Annotated in this window: 20 protein-coding genes and 1 tRNA gene; 6 read left to right on the forward strand and 15 right to left on the reverse strand. The window is 63.9% G+C overall.

What is annotated here, in order from left to right; genetic code table 11:
- The first annotated feature begins 5 nt into the window (after positions 1-5).
- From KHY18_RS15475 to KHY18_RS15490, 4 genes are all read left to right on the forward strand, one after another.
- Positions 6-881: a prepilin peptidase gene (locus tag KHY18_RS15475; protein WP_502769002.1), complete on the forward strand. Its 876-nt coding sequence runs from the start codon at positions 6-8 to the stop codon at positions 879-881.
- Positions 881-1,525 carry a dephospho-CoA kinase gene (coaE, locus tag KHY18_RS15480; protein ID WP_213301610.1) on the forward strand — a complete coding sequence of 215 codons (645 nt, stop codon included), beginning with the start codon at positions 881-883 and terminating at the stop codon, positions 1,523-1,525. The genes KHY18_RS15475 and coaE overlap by 1 nt, the downstream gene beginning before the upstream one ends.
- 132 nt (positions 1,526-1,657) lie before the next feature.
- On the forward strand, positions 1,658-2,413 hold the full coding sequence (gene zapD / locus KHY18_RS15485; RefSeq protein WP_213301613.1) for a cell division protein ZapD: 756 nt from the start codon (positions 1,658-1,660) through the stop codon (positions 2,411-2,413).
- A gap of 7 nt (positions 2,414-2,420) precedes the next feature.
- Positions 2,421-2,663, forward strand: coding sequence for a DNA gyrase inhibitor YacG (locus KHY18_RS15490; protein ID WP_213301614.1), 243 nt, complete (start codon positions 2,421-2,423; stop codon positions 2,661-2,663).
- Positions 2,664-2,675: 12 nt separating this feature from the next.
- Here the strand turns inward: KHY18_RS15490 and KHY18_RS15495 are convergent, their stop codons facing one another.
- The 4 genes from KHY18_RS15495 to secA all read right to left on the reverse strand — a co-directional run bounded on the left by KHY18_RS15495 (position 2,676) and on the right by secA (position 8,324).
- Positions 2,676-3,128: an NUDIX domain-containing protein gene (locus tag KHY18_RS15495; protein ID WP_213301615.1), complete on the reverse strand. Its 453-nt coding sequence runs from the start codon at positions 3,126-3,128 to the stop codon at positions 2,676-2,678.
- The gene (locus tag KHY18_RS15500; protein ID WP_213301616.1) at positions 3,125-4,072 is read right to left on the reverse strand and encodes an ATP-binding protein; all 948 of its coding nucleotides are present in this window, start codon (positions 4,070-4,072) and stop codon (positions 3,125-3,127) included. The genes KHY18_RS15495 and KHY18_RS15500 overlap by 4 nt, the downstream gene beginning before the upstream one ends.
- A gap of 170 nt (positions 4,073-4,242) precedes the next feature.
- A complete protein-coding gene (gene argJ / locus KHY18_RS15505; RefSeq protein WP_213301617.1) occupies positions 4,243-5,472 on the reverse strand; it encodes a bifunctional glutamate N-acetyltransferase/amino-acid acetyltransferase ArgJ in 1,230 nt (409 codons plus the stop codon).
- Between the two features lie 104 nt (positions 5,473-5,576).
- The gene (gene secA / locus KHY18_RS15510) at positions 5,577-8,324 is read right to left on the reverse strand and encodes a preprotein translocase subunit SecA (protein ID WP_213301618.1); all 2,748 of its coding nucleotides are present in this window, start codon (positions 8,322-8,324) and stop codon (positions 5,577-5,579) included.
- Between the two features lie 284 nt (positions 8,325-8,608).
- On the opposite strand from secA, the gene KHY18_RS15515 reads away from it, so the two are divergent.
- Entirely contained in the window at positions 8,609-8,908 is a 300-nt protein-coding gene (locus KHY18_RS15515; RefSeq protein ID WP_213301619.1) for a hypothetical protein, read from the forward strand.
- Between the two features lie 8 nt (positions 8,909-8,916).
- Here KHY18_RS15515 and KHY18_RS15520 read toward each other — a convergent pair whose 3' ends face one another.
- The 8 genes from KHY18_RS15520 to petA form a co-directional block, all read right to left on the reverse strand.
- Positions 8,917-9,342, reverse strand: a complete 426-nt coding sequence (locus KHY18_RS15520; protein WP_213301621.1) for a DoxX family protein — start codon at positions 9,340-9,342, stop codon at positions 8,917-8,919.
- A gap of 41 nt (positions 9,343-9,383) precedes the next feature.
- Positions 9,384-10,025 (reverse strand): peroxiredoxin, encoded by a 642-nt coding sequence (locus tag KHY18_RS15525; protein ID WP_213301623.1) that lies wholly within the window; start codon positions 10,023-10,025, stop codon positions 9,384-9,386.
- Between the two features lie 308 nt (positions 10,026-10,333).
- Positions 10,334-10,409, reverse strand: a tRNA-Thr gene (locus KHY18_RS15530).
- Between the two features lie 52 nt (positions 10,410-10,461).
- Positions 10,462-10,956 carry a ClpXP protease specificity-enhancing factor gene (locus KHY18_RS15535; protein ID WP_213301625.1) on the reverse strand — a complete coding sequence of 165 codons (495 nt, stop codon included), beginning with the start codon at positions 10,954-10,956 and terminating at the stop codon, positions 10,462-10,464.
- A 27-nt stretch (positions 10,957-10,983) separates the two neighbouring features.
- Positions 10,984-11,595 (reverse strand): glutathione S-transferase N-terminal domain-containing protein, encoded by a 612-nt coding sequence (locus KHY18_RS15540; protein ID WP_175505044.1) that lies wholly within the window; start codon positions 11,593-11,595, stop codon positions 10,984-10,986.
- A 109-nt stretch (positions 11,596-11,704) separates the two neighbouring features.
- Positions 11,705-12,460, reverse strand: coding sequence for a cytochrome c1 (locus KHY18_RS15545; RefSeq protein ID WP_213301627.1), 756 nt, complete (start codon positions 12,458-12,460; stop codon positions 11,705-11,707).
- 14 nt (positions 12,461-12,474) lie between these two features.
- Positions 12,475-13,890, reverse strand: coding sequence for a cytochrome b (locus KHY18_RS15550; protein WP_213301629.1), 1,416 nt, complete (start codon positions 13,888-13,890; stop codon positions 12,475-12,477).
- Positions 13,891-13,901: 11 nt separating this feature from the next.
- Positions 13,902-14,498 carry a ubiquinol-cytochrome c reductase iron-sulfur subunit gene (gene petA, locus KHY18_RS15555; protein ID WP_213301631.1) on the reverse strand — a complete coding sequence of 199 codons (597 nt, stop codon included), beginning with the start codon at positions 14,496-14,498 and terminating at the stop codon, positions 13,902-13,904.
- Positions 14,499-14,648: 150 nt separating this feature from the next.
- Between petA and mscL the strand changes: the two genes are divergently transcribed.
- Positions 14,649-15,086, forward strand: a complete 438-nt coding sequence (mscL, locus tag KHY18_RS15560) for a large conductance mechanosensitive channel protein MscL (RefSeq protein WP_213301633.1) — start codon at positions 14,649-14,651, stop codon at positions 15,084-15,086.
- Between the two features lie 6 nt (positions 15,087-15,092).
- Here the strand turns inward: mscL and pdxA are convergent, their stop codons facing one another.
- The 3 genes from pdxA to KHY18_RS15575 are packed head-to-tail and all read right to left on the reverse strand — an operon-like array spanning position 15,093 to position 18,327.
- Positions 15,093-16,151, reverse strand: coding sequence for a 4-hydroxythreonine-4-phosphate dehydrogenase PdxA (pdxA, locus tag KHY18_RS15565; protein WP_249729156.1), 1,059 nt, complete (start codon positions 16,149-16,151; stop codon positions 15,093-15,095).
- A 41-nt stretch (positions 16,152-16,192) separates the two neighbouring features.
- A complete protein-coding gene (locus KHY18_RS15570) occupies positions 16,193-16,948 on the reverse strand; it encodes a Nif3-like dinuclear metal center hexameric protein (protein ID WP_213301635.1) in 756 nt (251 codons plus the stop codon).
- A gap of 44 nt (positions 16,949-16,992) precedes the next feature.
- Positions 16,993-18,327 (reverse strand): MFS transporter, encoded by a 1,335-nt coding sequence (locus tag KHY18_RS15575; RefSeq protein WP_213301638.1) that lies wholly within the window; start codon positions 18,325-18,327, stop codon positions 16,993-16,995.
- Positions 18,328-18,587: the final 260 nt, after the last annotated feature.

Below are 18,587 nucleotides of genomic sequence, written 5' to 3' on the forward strand. Positions count from 1 at the left end.
TGTTCATGGGTTGGGAAGCCGCCGCGCTGGGCGGCGTGCTGGGCCTGCTCATAGGCAGCTTTCTGAATGTGGTGGTCCACCGCCTGCCCAAGATCATGGAGCAGCAATGGGCCGACGAATGCCGGCAGCATGCCGAGGAACAGGCGCTGGCCGCAGGCCTGGCGCCCGACCCGGTGCCGGCGGTCGCACGCATCAGCCTCAGCACGCCGCGCTCGCGCTGCCCGCATTGCGGCCATGCCATACGCTGGTATGAAAACGTTCCGGTATTGAGCTACCTCGCGCTGCGCGGCAAATGCGCGGGCTGCAAGGCCGGCATCAGCCCGCGCTATCCGCTGGTCGAGCTGAGCACGGCCGCGCTGTTCGCTTTCTGCCTGGGCCAATGGGGCCTCAGCCCGACCGGCCTGGCCTGGTGCGGCTTCAGCGCCGCGCTGCTGACGCTGGCGCTGATCGACTGGGACACCACCTTGCTGCCCGACGACATCACCCTGCCCCTGCTGTGGGCCGGGCTGATCGCCGCGGCGCTGCGCTGGACGGATGTGCCGCTGGCCGACGCCGTCTGGGGCGCGGCCGCGGGCTATCTGTCGCTGTGGCTGGTGTTCTGGGGCTTCAAGCTCGCGACCGGCAAGGACGGCATGGGCTATGGCGACTTCAAGCTGTTCGCCGCGCTCGGCGCCTGGTTTGGCTGGCAGGCGCTGGTGCCCATCATTCTTGCGGCGTCGGTCATAGGCGCCATCATCGGCCTGGTCATGAAGTTTCGCAGCCAGCTGCGCGAAGGCGGCTATATCCCGTTCGGCCCGTTCCTCGCGGGTGCGGGCTTCGCGGCGCTGCTGTTCGGCCCGCAGCGCATGCTCGAGCGCTTTCTGGGGCTGCTGGGTCTGTGATGAACCGCGTTAACGCACCCGTCCTGCCGATCAGCCGCTGGCGCACGCCGCGCCTGGGCGTGACGGGCGGCATAGGCAGCGGCAAGAGCACTTTTGCGGCCATGCTTGCCGCACGCGGCGCGGTCCATATCGATGCCGATCAGATCGCGCGCGGCGTCACGGCCGCGGGCGGTTTGGCGATGGCGCCGATTGCCGCGGCCTTCGGCCAGGAATTGATCGCCGACGACGGCGGCCTGCAGCGCGAACGCATGCGCGCGCTGGCCTTTGCCGACGCGTCGGCGCGCCAGCGCCTCGAAGCCATCGTCCACCCGCTCGTGGGCCAGGCGACGGCCGAGCGCATCGCCCAGGCCGAGCAAACGGGTGCCGCGCTGATCGTGCTCGACATACCGCTGCTTGTGGAATCGGGCCGCTGGAGCCGCCAGCTCGACCGGGTGCTGGTGGTCGACTGCAGCGAGGCCACGCAGATCCGGCGCGTGGTCGAACGCAGCCAGCTGGCGCCCGAAGCCATCGAACGCATACTCGCGACGCAGGCCACGCGCCAGGCGCGCAGAGCCGTTGCCGATATGATTATTTACAATGACACGCAGGATCTGGAGCGTTTGCGCGCGCATGCGGTTCGGATCGCTGCGATGTTCGGGCTATGATGGGACATGGCTTGGCTGAAGCCGCAGGGCCCGGGCGGGCGGCCTGGGCGTCTTTACGCGCTCGGTTGGCGCGGTTTTGTCCTGTTTACGCCGATAAAAACAAGGTGAACAGGCACTAGGAGCCCTGCAAGCGTGATCCTCTACGAATACCCTTTTAATGAACGCCTGAGAACTTATCTCCGGCTCGAATCTCTGTTTCGCCGTCTTGGCGAACTGATCGCACGCCCCTATCCGACCGACCACCATTTCGCGTTGGTCACGATCTTCGAGATCATGGACGTCGCGGCCCGCGTCGACCTCAAGGCCGATGTGCTCAAGGACCTCGACAAGCAGAAAGCCCTGCTCGACAGCTATCGCGGCAACCCGTCGATCGCCACCGAACTGCTGGACCAGATCATCGGCCGCATGGACGAATGCTTTGCCGCGCTCAACGCGCAAAATGGCAAGACCGGCCAGATCCTGACCGAAAACGACTGGCTGATGGCGATTCGCAGCCGCATCAGCATTCCCGGCGGCACCTGCGGTTTCGACCTGCCCGCCTATCACGCGTGGCAACACCAGGACAGCAGCGTGCGCCAGCGCGCGCTCGAAGGCTGGACCGCGGCGCTGACGCCGCTGGCCGATGCGTTGTTCGTGCTGATGCAGATGCTGCGCGACACCGGCGTGCCCCAGCGCGTGGCCGCCGAGAACGGCCAGTTCCAGCAGAACCTGCCCACGGGACGCACGTTCCAGCTATTGCGCCTGCGCATAGATCCCGCGCTCGACCTGGTGCCCGAAATCAGCGGCAACCGCCTGCTGGTGTCGGTGCGGCTGATGCGCGCCGATGCCAACGGCAAGCTGCAGCCCTGCCCCGAAGACGCGAATTTCGAAATTACCCTGTGTGCCTGAAACGCCCATGACGAACCCTTCCCAGCCGGCCGCACCTAAGCCGGCCGCACCTAAGCCGGCCGCACCCATTGTGCGCTGCCCCACTTGCGGCGGCCCCAGCGTGTTTGCGCAGGAAAACCGCTGGCGGCCGTTCTGCAGCGAACGCTGCCGCCAGATCGACCTGGGCGCCTGGGCCAATGAAGAGTTTCGCGTGCCTTCGCCCATTCCGCCCGAAGGCGCGCCGCACGGCGACCCACGCGAGCAAGATTAACGGCCTGCAGGCTCAGGCCGTCGCCGGCAGGTCGCGGGTGTAGTACTCGGCGTCGAACTCCAGGCCGCGCTCCTGGGCCAGCCATTCGAGCACCGGCAGCGCGCCGGGCAGCACGGGCTTCACTTCGAGCGGCAATTGCTGCCAGGCCATCTCCTGGCCTTCGCGCATTTCAAAGTTGCCCTGCCATTCACGCACCTTGCACCAGTGAAGGCGCACCAGCGCATGCGGGTAGTCGTGCTCCGTGACTTTCCAGACTTCGGCCGCACCGATGGTGATGCCCAGTTCCTCGATCAGCTCGCGGCGCAGCGCCTGCTCCACCGTCTCGCCGGTCTCGAGCTTGCCGCCCGGAAACTCCCAGAAGCCCGCGCAGGGCTTGCCTTCGGGGCGCGAGGTCAGCAGCAGCGCATCGTCGGCGCGTATCAACACGCCCACGGCGACTTCGGTGTGCTTGCGGGCTTCGTTCACAGCTCGGATTCCTCGGACAGGCCGTTGACATCGGCGATGCCTTTGGGTGCGGCGGCATGCAGCTCGCGGCCCGCATAGTCGCGTGCGAACTGATGCGCCACGCGGCCGCTGCGCGAACCGCGCTCCAGCGCCCAGACCAGGGCTTCGGCGCGCGCCGCGGCGATGGCCGCTGCGTCGACGCCCAGCGCCGACAGCCACTGGCCGACCACGCGCAGATACTCGTCCTGGCTGAACGGATAGAAGCTGACCCACAGGCCGAAGCGCTCCGACAGCGAGATCTTCTCTTCGATCACTTCGCCGGGATGGATTTCGCCGTCGTCGCCGCGCTGCACCGACAGGTTGTCGGTCATGTATTCAGGCAGCAGATGGCGGCGGTTGCTGGTCGCGTAGACCAGCACGTTGGGGCTGGCGGCCGACACCGAGCCGTCGAGAATCGACTTGAGCGCCTTGTAGCCGGGCTCGCCTTCCTCGAAGCTCAGGTCATCGCAATAGATGATGAACTTCTCGGGCCGGCCGGCGACCACGTCGACGATGTCGGGCAGGTCGGTGAGGTCCTGCTTGTCGACTTCGATCAGGCGCAGGCCCTGGGCCGCATAGGCGTGCAGACAGGCGCGGATCAGCGAGGACTTGCCCGTGCCGCGCGCGCCCGTGAGCAGCACGTTGTTGGCCGTGCGGCCCTGCACGAACTGCTCGGTGTTGCGCGCGATCTTTTCCTTTTGTCCGTCGATGTTCTGCAGATCGGACAGCTCCATCGCACCGATATGCCGCACCGGCTCGAGCAGCCCGCAGCCATTGGCGCGCTTGCGGTAGCGCCAGGCGATGGCCTCGCTCCAGTCCTGGGGCGACTGCAGCGGCTGGGGCAGCACGGCTTCGATGCGCTGCATCAGCTGCTCGGCACGCGCCACCAGGCGCTCAAGGGGGTTGGAATCGGTGGGCAGGGTCATGAAATTGTCTCGATCGTTATGGCGCATCCATGGCGCAGCTTCCGGCACAAGCATGTCACAGCCCAGGGGCAGCGAGCAAGGGCCGCCCCGCAGCGATGCTGCCGTCCCCCCCACCGAAGGATGAGGGGGGAAGACGGGGCGCGCCTAGCGCGAAGCGGCTCAGGGGGTCTTTAGGATCTGTAGTCAGCGTTGATGGTCACGTACTCGTGGCTGAAGTCGCAGGTCCAGACCGTATCGACGGCATCGCCGCGGCCCAGCAGCACGCGCACGGTGATTTCCTGCTGCTTCATCACGCGCTGGCCGTCTTCCTCGCGGTAGTCGGGGTTGCGGCCACCCTTGACAGCCACATGCACCTCGTCGAGGTACAGGTCGATGCCGGTCTGGTCGAGATCGGCAATGCCCGCATAGCCCACGGCCGCGAGAATGCGGCCCAGGTTGGGGTCGCTGGCGAAGAACGCGGTCTTGACCAGCGGCGAATGCGCGATCGCATAGGCCACCTGGCGGCATTCGGCGCCGGTCTTGCCGCCTTCGACGCGCACGGTGATGAACTTGGTCGCGCCTTCGCCGTCGCGCACGATGGCCTGGGCCAGCTTTTGCGAAACTTCGAGCAGCGCGGCCTGCAAGGCCTGGCCTTCGGCGCTGGTCAGCGAAGTGATCTGCGCGTGCTTGGCACGGTTGGTGGCAATCAGCACGAACGAGTCGTTGGTCGAGGTGTCGCCGTCGATGGTCACGCGGTTGAACGAGGCTTCAGCCAGTTCGGTCACCAGCGGCTGCAGCAGCTCGGGCGCGATGTTCGCATCGGTGGCGAGAAAGCCCAACATGGTCGCCATGTTCGGGCGGATCATGCCCGCGCCCTTGCTGATGCCGGTGATGGACACCGTCGCATCACCGATCTGCACCTGGCGGCTGAACGCCTTGGGCAGGGTGTCGGTGGTCATGATGCCTTCGGCGGCACGCGCCCAATGCGCGGGCTGGGCGTCGGCCAGCGCGGCGGGCATGCCGGCGACGATGCGGTCGACGGGCAGCGGCTCCATGATCACGCCTGTGGAGAACGGCAGCACCTGGTGTGCGGCCACGCCCAGCAACTCGGCCAGCGCGGCGCTGGTGGCGCGCGCGGCGGCCAGGCCCTGGGCGCCCGTGCCGGCGTTGGCATTGCCGGTGTTGATCACCATGGCGCGCACCGCGCCGCCCTGGGCCAGGTGTTCACGGCTGACCTGCACCGGTGCGGCGCAGAAGCGGTTCTGCGTGAACACGCCGGCCACGGCCGCGCCTTCATCGAGCAGGAACACCGTCAGGTCCTTGCGGTTGGCCTTGCGCACGCCGGCTTCGGCGACGCCAATACGGACACCGTCGATCGCAAGCAGCTCGGCGGCAACAGGGGCGGAGAGATTCACAGGCATGCGAATGTCTTTCGTAAAAAGAGTTCGGAGGATTATCCAGCCCGGCGCCAATGCAAACACGGGCCGTAGCCCGTGCATGCCATTTCAGCGCCGGTTGCGCAGACTCAAGCCAGCTTGCCGTGGCATTGCTTGAACTTCAGGCCACTGCCGCAAGGGCAGGGATCGTTGCGGCCCACGCGCACCATCGGCGCGCCGGCTTCGGCCTCGTCGGCACGCACCGTGGTCTGGCTGCCGTCTTCGGTCGGCGAAGTGTAGGTCACGTTGGCGATGTGCTCGGCGCGCTGGCCCAGCACTTCGGTCGCCTGGTCCAGCTGTTCGTTGGACTGCACCTGCACGGTCATCAGCACGCGCGTGACTTCGCTCTTGACCTGGTCGATCAGCTGGCGGAACAGCTCGAAGGCTTCGCGCTTGTATTCCTGCTTGGGCTGCTTTTGCGCGTAGCCGCGCAAATGGATGCCCTGGCGCAGGTAGTCGAGCGCGGCCAGGTGGTCACGCCAATTGGAGTCGAAGCTCTGCAGCAGCACGGCGCGCTGGAACTGGGTGAAGTTCTCGTGGCCGATCAGCGCCAGCTTGGCGTCGAACGCCGCCTGGGCGGCCTGCAACACCTTTTCGAGAATTTCCTCGTCGGTGACGGACTCGGCCGTGCCGGCTTCCTGCACCAGCGGCAGCTCCAGACGCCATTCGTCGTTGAGGTGCTTCTCGAGCGCGGGCAGATCCCATTGCTCTTCCATCGAGTCGGCAGGCACATGCTGGCGCACGATGTCGGTCACGGTCTCTTCGCGCATCACGCCGATCAGTTCGTTCAGATCGATCGCGTCGAGGATCTCGTTGCGCTGCTGGTAGATCACCTTGCGCTGGTCGTTGGCGACGTCATCGTATTCAAGCAACTGCTTGCGCACGTCGAAGTTGCGCGCTTCGACCTTGCGCTGCGCGGATTCGATGGAGCGCGTGACGATACCGGCTTCGATGGCTTCGCCATCGGGCATCTTCAGGCGTTCCATGATGGCCTTGACGCGGTCGCCGGCAAAAATGCGCAGCAGCGTGTCGTCCAGGCTCAGGTAGAAGCGCGAGGAACCGGGGTCACCCTGGCGGCCCGAGCGGCCGCGCAGCTGGTTGTCGATGCGGCGCGACTCGTGGCGTTCGGTGGCGATGATGCGCAGGCCACCCAGGGCCGCGACCTTCTCGTGCTCGATCTGCCACTGGGCACGCACTTCTTCGAGGCGGCGCGCACGCGTTGCTTCGTCCAGCGAGGTATCGGCTTCGACCACGCTCAACAGCTTTTCCAGATTGCCGCCCAGCACGATGTCGGTGCCGCGGCCGGCCATGTTGGTGGCGATGGTGATCATGCCGGTACGGCCGGCCTGGGCGACGATGTCGGCCTCACGCGCATGCTGCTTGGCGTTGAGCACCTGGTGCGGCAGCTTGGCTTCGTTGAGCAGCTCGTCGATGATTTCCGAGTTCTCGATCGAGGTCGTGCCGACCAGCACCGGCTGGCCGCGCTCGTAGCATTCGCGGATGTCCTTGATCGCGGCTTCGTACTTCTCGGCCGTGGTCTTGTAGACGCGGTCGAGCTGATCTTCGCGGCGGCTCTGGCGATTCGGCGGGATGACCACGGTTTCAAGACCGTAGATTTCCTGGAATTCGTAGGCTTCGGTATCGGCCGTGCCGGTCATGCCGCCGAGCTTGCCGTAGAGGCGGAAGTAGTTCTGGAAGGTGATCGAGGCCAGGGTCTGGTTCTCGGCCTGGATGGTCACGCCTTCCTTGGCTTCGACGGCCTGGTGCAGGCCATCGCTCCAGCGGCGGCCGGACATCAGGCGACCGGTGAATTCATCGACGATCACGATCTCACCGTTCTGCACCACATAGTGCTGGTCGCGGTGGTACAGGTGATTGGCACGCAGCGAAGCGTACAGGTGGTGCATCAGCGTGATGTTGGCCGGATCGTAGAGCGAGGCGCCCTCGGCGATCAGGTTGGCATTGAACAGCACGCGCTCGGCGGTTTCATGGCCTTGCTCGGTCAGGAACACCTGCTGGGTCTTTTCGTCCAGCGTGAAGTCGCCGGGCGTGGTGACGCCCTCGCCAGTGCGCGGATCGGCTTCGCCGACCTGGCGCGTGAGCATCGGCACGATGGCGTTCATCGCCAGGTACATGGCGGTGTTGTCGTCGGCCTGGCCGCTGATGATCAGCGGGGTGCGCGCTTCGTCGATCAGGATCGAGTCCACCTCATCGACGATGGCGAAGTTGAGCTGCCGCTGCACGCGGTCGCCCGACTCGTAGACCATGTTATCGCGCAGGTAGTCGAAGCCGTATTCGTTGTTCGTGCCGTAGGTTATGTCGGACTGGTAGGCCGCCTGTTTTTCCTCACGCGGCATGTTGGGCAGGTTGATACCCACCGACAGGCCGAGGAAGTTGTACAGGCGGGCCATCCACTGCGCATCGCGATTGGCGAGGTAGTCATTGACCGTGACGACATGCACGCCGACGCCGGCCAGTGCATTCAGGTAGACCGGCAGCGTGGCGGTGAGGGTCTTGCCTTCACCGGTGCGCATTTCAGCGACCTTGCCGTAGTGCAAGGCCATGCCGCCGAGCAGCTGCACGTCGAAGTGACGCATCTTCATGATGCGCTTGGAGCCTTCACGCACGACCGCGAAGGCTTCAGGCAGCAGATCGTCCAGGCTTTGGCCTTGACTCACCCGCTCCTTGAATTCCTGCGTCTTGGCACGCAACGCTTCGTCGCTGAGCTTTTCAAGTTCGGGCTCCATCGCATTGATGCGAGCCACCGTCTTGCGGTATTGCTTGAGAAGCCGGTCATTGCGGCTGCCGAATAATTTGGTGAGGAAGTTGGTGGCCATGCAAACAGATTCACCTTGTCTGCACCAGGGCATTCAAGGAAACCAGAGTCCCTAAGAAGAATGTATTTCAGATGGGGCCGCGCCATGGAATTTCTACAGCAAGAACCCATAATGCGGAGACTGATCCAATGATTCTAACTGCCTGATCTCGTACAGGGCATGCCTGCAGCCCACATCCCTGCGCAAAGCGCAGTCGCAAACGTTCCAGAGTCAAAGGGCTTTTGCCACCCACTCCTCTTGCAACCGGCGCCCAGGCGCGCAGCGGCACCCATTTTTTCCAGGCCATGACCCGACGCACTTACCCCATTTCCCTGCAGCAGGCCGCCCAGTCATCGCCCACCTTGGCCAAGCTGGTGGCGATGACGCAGGATTCCTCGGCACGCCTGCAGGCGATTCAGCCGTTGATGCCCATCACCTTGCGCAAGGTGGTTCAGGCCGGCCCCATCGAAGGCAGCTGCTGGTGCCTGCTGGTCAAGAGCAATGCGGCCGCGGCCAAGCTGCGCCAGCTGCTGCCCGCGTTTGCGGCGCATCTGCGCGTCAAGGGCTGGGATGTGACGGAAATCCGCCTCAGGGTCCAGACCTGAAGCAGCTTTCAAGCGAGTTGCGTGCCGAGCAAGGGCTTGGACCGGCGCGCATCCACGCTCCAGGGCCCCGCGCCCGCGGCAGCGATGTAGAGGAACACAAACGCGAACAGCACGGCCGCCTCGCCCTGGTTCAGCGAAGGCGCGAGCACAAAGCCCTTGGTGGCATGGCCGATGAAATAGGCAAACGCCGCCAGACCCGACAGCACGAACGCCGTGGGCCGCGTGAACCAGCCAATCAGCAGCAGCGCGCCGCCCACCAGCTCCAGAATGCCGGCCAGACCGAGCAGGGAGACGAGTTGCAGGTTGTCGAAGTACGCGACATGGGGAAAGCCGAACAGCTTGGCCGTGCCATGCTGGATCAGCAGGAACGCGGACACGATGCGCAGCACCGACAACGCGCGCGGCGCGAACACCTCAGGATTGCGAAGAGACATGATGGGCCTATCGATCGATGGGTTGAAAGAAGTCGCAGCGCTTACTTGTTGGGTTGCGGCGTGATGCGCAGGTAGGGGCGCACGGCCTTGAAGCCCTTGGGAAAGCGCTGGGCGATTTCCGCCGCGTCCTGCAGCGACGGCAGGATCACGACATCGTCACCGTCCTTCCAGTTCGCGGGCGTCGCCACCTTGTGGCTGTCGGTGAGCTGCAGCGAATCGATCACGCGCAGGATTTCATCGAAATTGCGCCCGGTGCTGGCCGGATAGGTCAGCGTGGTGCGGATCACATGCCTGGGGTCGATGATGAAGACACTGCGCACCGTGGCGGTGGTCGAGGCGTTGGGGTGTATCAGGTCATACAGCTCGGACACCTTGCGGTCGGCATCGGCCAGGATGGGAAAGTCGACCTTGGTGTTCTGTGTCTCGTTGATGTCCTTGATCCATTCGCGGTGCTTGTCGACCGGGTCGACACTCACCGCGATCGCCTTCACTCCCCGCTTGGCGAATTCAGAGGACAACGCCGCCGTCCTGCCAAGCTCCGTGGTGCACACCGGCGTGAAGTCGGCCGGGTGGGAAAACAGCACGACCCACTTGTCGCCCGCCCATTGATGGAAAGAAATCGGGCCTTCGCTGGAGTCTTGCGTGAAGTCCGGAGCGCTGTCTCCAAGTCGCAGTGTGGGCATGGCATTTCCTGAAGGTTGAAAACTCCCATTGTGGAAAGTGCCGACCCGCACACCAACGAATGCCTTGTACTTTCAATATGACATTTCCGTGCCTGGCCCGGTGAGGCGCCCCACGCGAGCGCCCCGGACAAACTGCAGCACGGCCTGCTCCATCGTGCAGGCCTGGAAGCCCAAACGCAAGCGGCCACGGCAGCCGTCGCTGCAATGGCGAAAATTGTCTGGGAAAATGCGTGCGAAGCGAGTAACTGTCGCACACTGCTTTTGTCTCGTATTCAACCAAATGAACAGAACAAAACGCAGCAAAAAGATGGTGCCGGTTGTCGGAATCGAACTGACGACCTACCGCTTACAAGGCGGGTGCTCTACCAACTGAGCTAAACCGGCGAAGCCCAAATTCTAGCCGATAGAAAATGGGCAAAAAACCAAAAACGCGTATTTATTTGACGCGCTTGAGCGCAGGGCGCGGACCCGAAGGCGGCGTGCGCGGTGGCACGGGCGCGTCGTCGTCGTCCTGCACGAGCTGCATGATGGGCGCGTCGGCACTGTGCTCGGTGGGAACGGAGCTCAAAGCTGGCGGCGTGCTGCCCTGCTCCTTGCGATCCGAGGCTTCCGGCGACAGCGGAAAGGCCATGCCTTCGCCGGTTTCACGCGCGTAGATCGCGATCACCCGCCCCACGGGCACCGAGATATCGCGCGGCTGGCCGCCGAAGCGGGCCTTGAACGCGATGAAGTCGTTACCCAGCTGCAGCCCGCCGGTGGCGTCGTAGCTGGTGTTGAGCACGATTTCCCCGTCCTTGACGAACTCCTGGGGCACCTGGACCGTGTGGTCCACGCGCACCGCGAGATAAGGCGTCAGGCCATTGTCCGTACACCACTCATGCAGTGCGCGGATCATGTAAGGCCGGGTAGAACTGGATTCCAATGCATTCATGGCTGGTCTCTGGCGGCAGGCAGGCGCTTACTTGCGCATCACCTTTTCGGAAGGTGTGAGCGCTTCGATGTAGGCGGGACGCGAGAAGATGCGCTCGGCGTACTTGAGCAAAGGCGCAGCGTTCTTGCTGAGTTCGATGCCGTAGTAGTCAAGGCGCCACAGCAGCGGAGCGATGGCCACGTCGAGCATCGAGAAGTTCTCGCCCAGCATGTACTTGTTCTTGAGGAACACCGGAGCCAGCTGCGTCAGGCGATCGCGAATGTGCGCGCGCGCCTTTTCGATGGCCTTTTCGTTGCCCTTGACGTTGCGGGCTTCGAGGATGTTCACGTGAACGAACAGTTCCTTCTCGAAGTTCAGCAGGAACAGGCGCACGCGCGCGCGGTCCACCGGGTCGCCGGGCATCAGTTGGGGATGCGGGAAGCGCTCGTCAATGTACTCATTGATGATGTTCGATTCGTACAGAATCAGGTCGCGCTCGACCAGGATAGGCACCTGGCCGTAGGGATTCATCACATTGATGTCTTCGGGCTTGCTGTACAGGTCCACATCACGGATCTCGAAGTCCATGCCCTTTTCAAACAGCACAAAGCGGCAACGGTGAGAGAAGGGGCAGGTTGTTCCCGAGTAAAGCACCATCATGGTGAAGGCTCCTAAAAATCAAAAAGAGTGGGACGCATGAAGCGCCCACTCTGTACCGATCCGTCTGAGGGCACGCGGCAAGCGTGCCCGCAGGCGTGTGGATCGTCCGTTACTTGACGTCTTTCCAGAATGCAGCGTTCAAGCGCCAGGCAATCAGGATGAAAATTCCAAGGAAGATAAGCACGCCCACGCCAATGCGTACACGGCTGTTTTGTGCAGGCTCACCCATCCATTGGAGGTAATTCACCAAGTCGCCAACGGCCCGATCGTACTGCACAGGCGTCATTGACCCTGGAGTGAGCTGTTCCCAGCCTTTGAAAACCTGGGTTTTCTGGCCGTGGACATCATGCTCCTCGAACACCGCACGGCGCTCGCCCTGCAGCTGCCACAGCGCGTGCGGCATGCCGATGCTGGGGAAAGCCAGGTTGTTCCAGCCCGTGGGCTTGGTTTCGTCCTTGTAGAACGTGCGCAGGAAAGTGTAGAGGTAATCCGCACCCGAGCCGCCGGCGCCGGCGCGCGAGCGCGCGATCACCGTCAGGTCGGGAGGATTGCCGCCAAACCAGTCCTTGGCCTGCTTGGGATCTATCGTCGCCTTCATGGTTTCGCCGACCTTGTCGGTCGTGAACAGCAGGTTGTCCTTGATTTCCTGCTCGGTCAGACCGATGTCCTGCAGGCGGTTGTAGCGCATGAACGCCGCGGAGTGGCAGCTCAGGCAGTAGTTGACGAACAGCTTGGCGCCGTTTTGCAGCGAGGCCTGGTTGGTCGTATCCACCGGCGCCTTGTCCCAGGCGATGCCGCCTTCGGCAGCCTGGGCGCCCGCGACAAACCCGAAGGCAGCGATCAGCGTGAGGATCAGTTTCTTCATTATTTTTCTCCGGCTCAGTGCTGCTTGAACGTCACGCGGTCAGGCACGGGCTTCGGGCTCCCCAGACGACTCCACCAGGGCATCAGCAGGAAGAAGCCGAAATAGAACAGCGTGCCGACCTGGGAGATGCGCTCGAACACCGGCGACGGCGGCTTCACGCCCAGGTAGCCCAGCACCACGAAGTTGACGACGAACACAGCGTAGACATACTTGTGCCAGTCGGGACGGTAGCGAATCGACTTGACCGGGCTGTGGTCCAGCCAGGGCAGCGCGAACAGGATGATCACGGCACCGCCCATCACGACCACGCCCCAGAACTTGGCATCGATCGACAGCATCAGCGCGATGGCCACGAGCGCCACGATGGCCACGCCGCCCTTGACCACCGACGGCAGGCGCGACTTGAACACGCCGAAGCCCGCACCCAGCGCCACGCAGGCGATCAGCACGTACATCATCTCCGTGGTGATCGCACGCAGCATCGAATAGAACGGCGTGAAGTACCAGACAGGAGCAATGTGCGACGGCGTCTTCAGCGGATCGGCCGGGATGAAGTTGTTGTATTCGAGGAAGTAGCCGCCGAACTCGGGCGCGAAGAACACCACGGCCGAGAACAGGAACAGGAACACGCAGACGCCCAGGATGTCGTGCACCGTGTAGTAGGGATGGAACGGCACGCCGTCGAGCGGACGGCCCTTTTCATCCTTGGGAGCGTTAGGCCCCTTGATTTCGACGCCATCGGGGTTGTTCGAACCGACATCGTGCAGCGCCAGCAAGTGGGCCACGACCAGGCCCAGCAGCACCAGCGGCACGGCGATCACGTGGAAGGCGAAGAAGCGGTTGAGCGTCGCATCACCGACCACATAGTCGCCGCGGATCAGCAGCGCCAGATCGGGGCCGATGAACGGGATCGCGGCGAACAGGTTGACGATCACCTGCGCGCCCCAGTACGACATCTGGCCCCAGGGCAGCAGATAGCCCATGAAGGCTTCGGCCATCAGCGCCAGGAAGATGGCGCAGCCGAAGATCCAGACCAGCTCGCGCGGCTTGCGGTACGAACCGTAGAGCAGGCCGCGGAACATGTGCAGATAGACCACGACGAAGAACGCCGAGGCGCCGGTCGAGTGGATGTAGCGTATCAACCAGCCCCAGGGGACGTCGCGCATGATGTACTCGACCGACTCGAACGCCTTGGCGGCGTCGGGCTTGTAGTGCATCACCAGGAAGATCCCGGTCACGATCTGGATCACCAGCACCAGCAGCGCCAGCGAGCCGAAGATGTACCAGAAGTTGAAGTTCTTCGGAGCGTAGTACTCCGACATGTGAACGCGGTAGGCGTCGAAAGCCGTGGGAAACCGGTTCTCAAACCAGTTCGTGACTTTCGCGCCCGCAGTGGCGTTCGGAGAGATGTCCTTGAATTCGTGAGCCATGTCGTTTTCCCTCAGGCCTTGTCTTCACCGATCAGGAGCTTGGTCTCCGACAGGTACTTGTGGGGCGGCACTTCCAGATTGTCCGGCGCGGGCTTGTTCTTGAAAACGCGGCCGGCCAGGTCGAAGGTCGAACCATGGCAGGGGCACAGAAAGCCGCCTTTCCAATCGTCGGGGAGCGAGGGTTGCGGACCCGCCTGCAGCTTGTCGACCGGCGAGCAGCCCAGGTGGGTGCAGATGCCGACGGCGACCATGATTTCGGGCTTGATGGAGCGGTGCTCGTTGCGCGCGTACTCAGGCGTCAATTCCGAAGGTTTGCGCTCCGATTTGGGATCGGCGAGCTGGGCATCCAGCGCGGGCAGGCCGGCCAGTTGCTCCGGCGAGCGCTTGATGATCCAGACCGGCTTGCCACGCCATTCCACCGTGACCTTCTCGCCGGGCTTGAGAGCGGAAATATCCACCTCAACTGCCGCGCCTGCCGCCTTGGCCTTTTCGGAAGGCTGGAAGGTGCTCACAAAGGGTACGGCAGTTGCCACGCCGCCCACCGCACCAGCACAGGCCGACGTGATGATCCACGTGCGCTTGCTGGAGTCGATTGGAGTATCACTCATGGGGATCCTCGATGTAGATCGCTATTATTTGGGGGTCAGCTACAAATTGTAGCGGAGTGAGTGGGGTTATTCCATGCGCTGTTTGCCCGTTGACACTGACGCAAGTCAAGCAATACTCAGATCTTTATTTATTCAAAAGGAGCTGAGCGTATGGGCATGATGCAAGAATTCCGCGAATTCGCGGTCAAGGGAAACGTGATTGACTTGGCGGTCGGTGTGATCATTGGCGGCGCCTTCGGCAAGATCGTCGACTCGGTCGTTTCCGATCTCATCATGCCGGTCGTCGGCCTGGTGTTCGGCAAGCTCGACTTCTCCAACCTGTTCCTGGTGCTGGGCACGGTGCCCGAAGGAACGGTGCGCACGCTCGACGCCTTGCGCAAGGCGGGCGTGCCGGTGCTGGCCTACGGCAACTTCATCACCGTGGCCGTCAATTTCGCCATTCTGGCGTTCATCATTTTCCTGATGATCAAGCAGATCAACCGCCTCAAGCGCAGCGCCCCGCCCGCTCCCGTCGCGGCGCCCGCCACTCCAGAAGACATCGTTTTGCTGCGTGAAATCCGCGACAGCCTGAACCGCCAGACGCCCTGAGCGCTTTCAGCCTGCGAGCTGTCGTGCCATACGCACGGCCTCGATCAGGCTGGACGCATCGGCAATCCCCTGGCCGGCGATATCGAACGCCGTGCCATGGTCGGGACTGGTGCGCACCAGCGGCAGGCCCAGCGTCACGTTGACGCCCTTCTCCACCCCCAGGTACTTGACCGGAATCAGGCCCTGGTCGTGGTACATCGCGAGCACCACATCGAACTCGCGGGGGTGACCCGGTGCATTGCGCGCGCGCATGAACACCGTGTCGGGCGCGAACGGGCCGTGCACGTCCATGCCCAGCGCGCGCGCGGCCTCGATCGCGGGCACGATGGTGTCGATTTCCTCGCGGCCGAAACGCCCGCCCTCGCCCGCATGCGGGTTGAGCCCGGCGACCGCGATGCGCGGCGCGCGGCCCAGCGTGCGCGCAAGCGCCGAATGGGTGATGCGCAGCGTCTCCAGGATTTGCGGCTGGGTCACGGCGTCCAGCGCCTCGCGCAGCGCGACATGGATGCTCACCAGCACCGTGCGCAGTTCATCATTGGCCAGCATCATGCGCACCGGCATGTCGGTCAGCGCGACGCCCGCATGCGCCGCGGCCGCGGCCTGCAGCAGCTCTGTATGACCGGGAAAATCCACGCCCGCAAGCGCCAGCGCTTCCTTGTGCAAAGGTGCGGTCACCAGCGCCGCGATCCTGCCCTCGAGCGCCGCCTGCGCCGCCCATTCGACGCAGCGCGCTGCCGCCTCGCCGGCTTCACGCGAAATCTGCCCCCAGGGCGCGGGCCCGGGCAGGCCGGCCAGAGGCAATACGGGCAGGCAGCGCGGCGGCACGGACCAGGCTTCGTCCGGGTTTCCGATAAGTGCCACGGGCAGCGAAGTGTCGCCCCCCTGCAACACAACCGCGGCCGCGCGCCGCAATGTCTCGATTTCACCCACGATGAAGCAGCCGCGCAGGGCGTCGGGGGCGTCGCGAAACGCCTTGGCAATGGTTTCCGGGCCTATGCCCGCGCAGTCGCCCTGGGTGATGGCGATGCTGCGACCGGTCGGTGCGGCCGCAATGTGATCAGGCAAGGAAAGCACGAACGACTCCAAAAATACCGGCCTGGCAAAACTCAGGCGGGGTTGTCGATTTCCACGAATACATGGTCCAGCCCGTGCCCGGCCGCAATGTGCGCGGCGACCGCGGGTGCGCCATAGCGCTCGGTCGCATGGTGGCCGGCGGCGATGAAAGCCACGCCGGTTTCACGCGACAGATGGGCCTGGGGCTCGGAGATTTCGCCGGTGAGAAACAGGTCTGCGCCCGCGGCAATCGCGGACTCGAAGAAGCCCTGGGCGCCGCCCGTGCACCAGGCGAGCTGGCGAATGGGCCGGCCATCGCCGGGCAGGCAGGTGGCGGTGCGACCCAGCACGTTCTCCACATGGGCCGCGAGATCTTCGGCGCTGGCCTCGCCCATGGACGAGGAGCCTAGCCAGCCGAGTTCCTGCTCGCCGAAGCGCCCCTGCCCTTCCCAGCCCAGGCGCAGGCCCAGCTGGGCGTTGTTGCCCAGTTCGGGGTGAGCGTCCAGCGGCAAGTGGTAGGCGAACAGATTGATATCGTGCGCCAGCAGCAGGCGCAAACGCTCCTTCATCCAGCCCGTGACGCGGCCGTCATAGCCGCGCCAGAACAGCCCGTGGTGGACAAAAATGGCATCGGCACGCAGGTCGATGGCGGCCTCGATCAGCGCGCGGCTGGCAGTGACGCCACTGACCAGCCGGGAGATGCGGGGCTTGCCTTCAACCTGCAGACCGTTGGGCCCGTAGTCCTTGAAGCGTTGGGGCTGCAGCAGGTCGTCGAGACTGCCCAGCAGGTCTTGTCGCGAGAGGGTCATGGCGCGATTGTCGCATTCACGCCCTCAGGCCCGCATGACAGATCTCAGGATTTCGCGCCGTCGCGCACTTGCCAGCCCTTGTACGACAGCGGCCAGAACGCCAGCGCCACGCCCAACAGACCCATCGCGCCCACGTAATGGGCCGGGAACAGGTGGTCGTACTGCTGGCCGACGCTGATCAGCACCGGCGTGAGTCCGCCGAACACGGCATAGGCCATGTTGTACGAGAACGACAGACCCGAGAAGCGCACGGCAGGCGGGAAAGCCCGCACACCGACGATGGGCAGCAGCGAGATCGAGCCGACGAAGAAACCGACCAGCGCATACATCGCGATCAGCGACGTGGGCGTGCCCGGCAGGCCCAGATAGAACAGGTAGGCGGTCACGGTCATGCCGCCCCAGCCGAAGATCATCACTGTCTTGGTGCCGAAGCGGTCGGTGGCCCAGCCCGTCAACAGGCAGCCAATGGTCAGCATCAGCGTCGCAGCGACGTTGGCCTGCAGCGACAGCGCGGCGGGAATCTGAAACACCTTCTGCAGGTATGCAGGCGTGAACAGAATCACGACCACGATGGCCGTCGACAGCACCCAGGTCATCAAAGCCACCAGCACGATGGCCGGACGGTGTTCGCGCAGGATGGTCTTGAGCGGCAGCTCGCGGCCGATCTTCTTGCGTTCGGCGAGTTCCTTGAAGATCGGGGTTTCCTCGAGGAAGCGGCGCAGATAGACCGACACCATGCCGAACACGCCGCCCAGGATGAACGGAATGCGCCAGGCGTAGGCATTGATTTCGCTGGTGCTGTACCAGCTGTTGATGCCCACGGCGATCAGCGAGCCCAGCAGAATGCCGCCGGTGATGCCGGCCGTGAGCGTGCCCACGGCCAGGCCGTAATGCTTTTGCGGCACATGCTCGGCAACGAACACCCAGGCGCCCGGCATTTCACCGCCGATGGCAGCTCCCTGCAGCACGCGCATCGCGAGCAGCAGCAGCGGCGCGGCAATGCCTATGGCCTCATAAGTAGGCAGCAGACCGATGACCAGCGTCGGCAGCGACATCAGGAAAATCGACAGCGTGAACATCTTCTTGCGGCCGAGGATGTCGCCGTAGTGGGCAATGATGATGCCGCCCAGGGGACGCGCGAGGTAGCCCGCGGCAAAGATGCCCAGCGTCTGCAGCTGGCGCAGCCATTCGGGCATCTGTTCGGGAAAGAACAGGCGCCCCAGCACGTTGGCGAAAAAGATGTAGACGACGAAGTCGTAGAACTCAAGCGTGCCGCCGAGGGCGGACAGCCCCAGGGTCTTGTAGTCTTTCTTGGTCAGCGGTCGGGCCGGCGCACCGTCGGGCAAAGCCTTGCCGGTGGAGTAATCAATCGTAGTCATGGCATTCGCAGCAAAAGGGTCAACAACGAGACAGCGCAGCTGCCGCAACCCCCGATAGGGGAGCGGCAACCGGTTCTTCCAATGCCTGGGTGAGGAAAGAATGTCTAGCGGCCCGTACAGATGGAACGGGTCGTAGTGAACGCAGCTTGGCGCAGTCAATGGCAGATTCTAGGGTTTCCACTTAACCTGCATGGGCAACCCCACTACTCGCCGATCCGCAGTCGGCACTTGCAAGCCTCAGGCCTTGCAGCACAATGGCA

Source organism: Acidovorax sp. CCYZU-2555, assembly GCF_018413525.1.
GTDB lineage: Bacteria > Pseudomonadota > Gammaproteobacteria > Burkholderiales > Burkholderiaceae_C > Comamonas.

What these genes read in the sequence shown, in the direction of transcription:
- mscL (WP_213301633.1), top strand. Translation starts at nt 14,649, where the DNA reads ATGGGCATGATGCAAGAATTCCGCGAATTCGCGGTCAAGGGAAACGTG.
- KHY18_RS15545 (WP_213301627.1), bottom strand. Translation starts at nt 12,460, where the DNA reads ATGAAGAAACTGATCCTCACGCTGATCGCTGCCTTCGGGTTTGTCGCG.
- KHY18_RS15525 (WP_213301623.1), bottom strand. Translation starts at nt 10,025, where the DNA reads ATGCCCACACTGCGACTTGGAGACAGCGCTCCGGACTTCACGCAAGAC.
- argJ (WP_213301617.1), bottom strand. Translation starts at nt 5,472, where the DNA reads ATGCCTGTGAATCTCTCCGCCCCTGTTGCCGCCGAGCTGCTTGCGATC.
- petA (WP_213301631.1), bottom strand. Translation starts at nt 14,498, where the DNA reads ATGAGTGATACTCCAATCGACTCCAGCAAGCGCACGTGGATCATCACG.
- KHY18_RS15575 (WP_213301638.1), bottom strand. Translation starts at nt 18,327, where the DNA reads ATGACTACGATTGATTACTCCACCGGCAAGGCTTTGCCCGACGGTGCG.
- KHY18_RS15550 (WP_213301629.1), bottom strand. Translation starts at nt 13,890, where the DNA reads ATGGCTCACGAATTCAAGGACATCTCTCCGAACGCCACTGCGGGCGCG.
- KHY18_RS15475 (WP_502769002.1), top strand. Translation starts at nt 6, where the DNA reads ATGGGTTGGGAAGCCGCCGCGCTGGGCGGCGTGCTGGGCCTGCTCATA.
- coaE (WP_213301610.1), top strand. Translation starts at nt 881, where the DNA reads ATGAACCGCGTTAACGCACCCGTCCTGCCGATCAGCCGCTGGCGCACG.
- secA (WP_213301618.1), bottom strand. Translation starts at nt 8,324, where the DNA reads ATGGCCACCAACTTCCTCACCAAATTATTCGGCAGCCGCAATGACCGG.
- KHY18_RS15535 (WP_213301625.1), bottom strand. Translation starts at nt 10,956, where the DNA reads ATGAATGCATTGGAATCCAGTTCTACCCGGCCTTACATGATCCGCGCA.
- KHY18_RS15490 (WP_213301614.1), top strand. Translation starts at nt 2,421, where the DNA reads ATGACGAACCCTTCCCAGCCGGCCGCACCTAAGCCGGCCGCACCTAAG.
- KHY18_RS15515 (WP_213301619.1), top strand. Translation starts at nt 8,609, where the DNA reads ATGACCCGACGCACTTACCCCATTTCCCTGCAGCAGGCCGCCCAGTCA.
- KHY18_RS15500 (WP_213301616.1), bottom strand. Translation starts at nt 4,072, where the DNA reads ATGACCCTGCCCACCGATTCCAACCCCCTTGAGCGCCTGGTGGCGCGT.
- KHY18_RS15520 (WP_213301621.1), bottom strand. Translation starts at nt 9,342, where the DNA reads ATGTCTCTTCGCAATCCTGAGGTGTTCGCGCCGCGCGCGTTGTCGGTG.
- KHY18_RS15540 (WP_175505044.1), bottom strand. Translation starts at nt 11,595, where the DNA reads ATGATGGTGCTTTACTCGGGAACAACCTGCCCCTTCTCTCACCGTTGC.
- KHY18_RS15570 (WP_213301635.1), bottom strand. Translation starts at nt 16,948, where the DNA reads ATGACCCTCTCGCGACAAGACCTGCTGGGCAGTCTCGACGACCTGCTG.